The 1,099-nt window shown below is 30.8% G+C and carries 1 protein-coding gene; it reads right to left on the reverse strand.

The genetic code is table 11. From position 1 onward, the window contains the following. Positions 1-804: SDR family oxidoreductase (locus EKL98_RS16985; protein ID WP_126563240.1), on the reverse strand; the 804-nt coding region annotated here is incomplete at its 3' end. Positions 805-1,099 lie beyond the last annotated feature (295 nt).

Raw genomic sequence — 1,099 nt, forward strand, 5'->3', positions numbered from 1 at the left:
TAGCAGTCTTTCTGAAGCGGGACGTTCTGCATAATAAACGTCTTTAAAATAATCTGATTCTACTGCGTTAATTTTTACTGTTTCAGACAAACCCAATAGATTAACTAATTCTGTTGCTACTTCTAAACGACCTGTTTGTCCACCGCAAACACAATTATAGAGTCCCCAATATTCTTTTTGAATCAATTCTTTTACTGTTTTGGCAAAATCGTGAGTATAGGTTGGTGTGCCATCTTTATCGTTTACAATAAAAAGCTCCTTTTTGCCATCTTTGATTTGCTTCATCAATTTCTGAATGAATTTTTTATCCTTTTTAGGACCAGAACCCATCATCCATCCAGCACGACAAACTAAAAATCGTTTGGCATTTTCTACAACAAATCGTTCTCCTATATATTTCGAACGGGCATAAACACCCAATGGATTTGGTATATCCCAATCGTCATACAAATCCTTTTTCCCATCAAAAATTCCCGCAGTGCTAATATACAACATAGGGATATCTAAGAAATTAGCTAAATAAACGGCATTTTCTACAGACAATGTATTGGTCATATAAGTATCATCAGAATGTTCTTCACAGAACTCCAAATCAGTGTAAGCACCCAAGTGAAAAAGATAATCTGGCGCAAAATCTTCAACATCTTTTTTATACGCTTCAAAATCACGAAAATCTAAAAATGACAACCAATCTTCATTCACATCTTTGTCTGTACATTTAATTTCGTAATCATCTTTAAATTGAGCATAAAATGCCTCCCCTAACATCCCTCCACTTCCTGCGATATAAATTCTTTTTTTCATTTTTTATATTGAATTTTTTTTTGATTTTTTTATTAATAATTGTAAAATTTAAATGTGTTCTATATATATATTTATTGATACCTGCAAAACTGTAAATACCCAAAAATCTTAATTTTTTTTGATTAAATTACTGTATATTTTTTATAATTAATTATTTTTAATCCTTTTAAAGACAGAAATAAGTTGGCTGTAATGATAATCGGCTGAATAACTAGTGCTTAGATCTTTAAATCCGTTTTCTCCTTTGATTTGAGCTTCCTCTTTGTTCGAAAACATATAATTAATCTTTTCTCTC

The sequence above is a fragment of the Flavobacterium bomense genome (genome assembly GCF_003970355.1).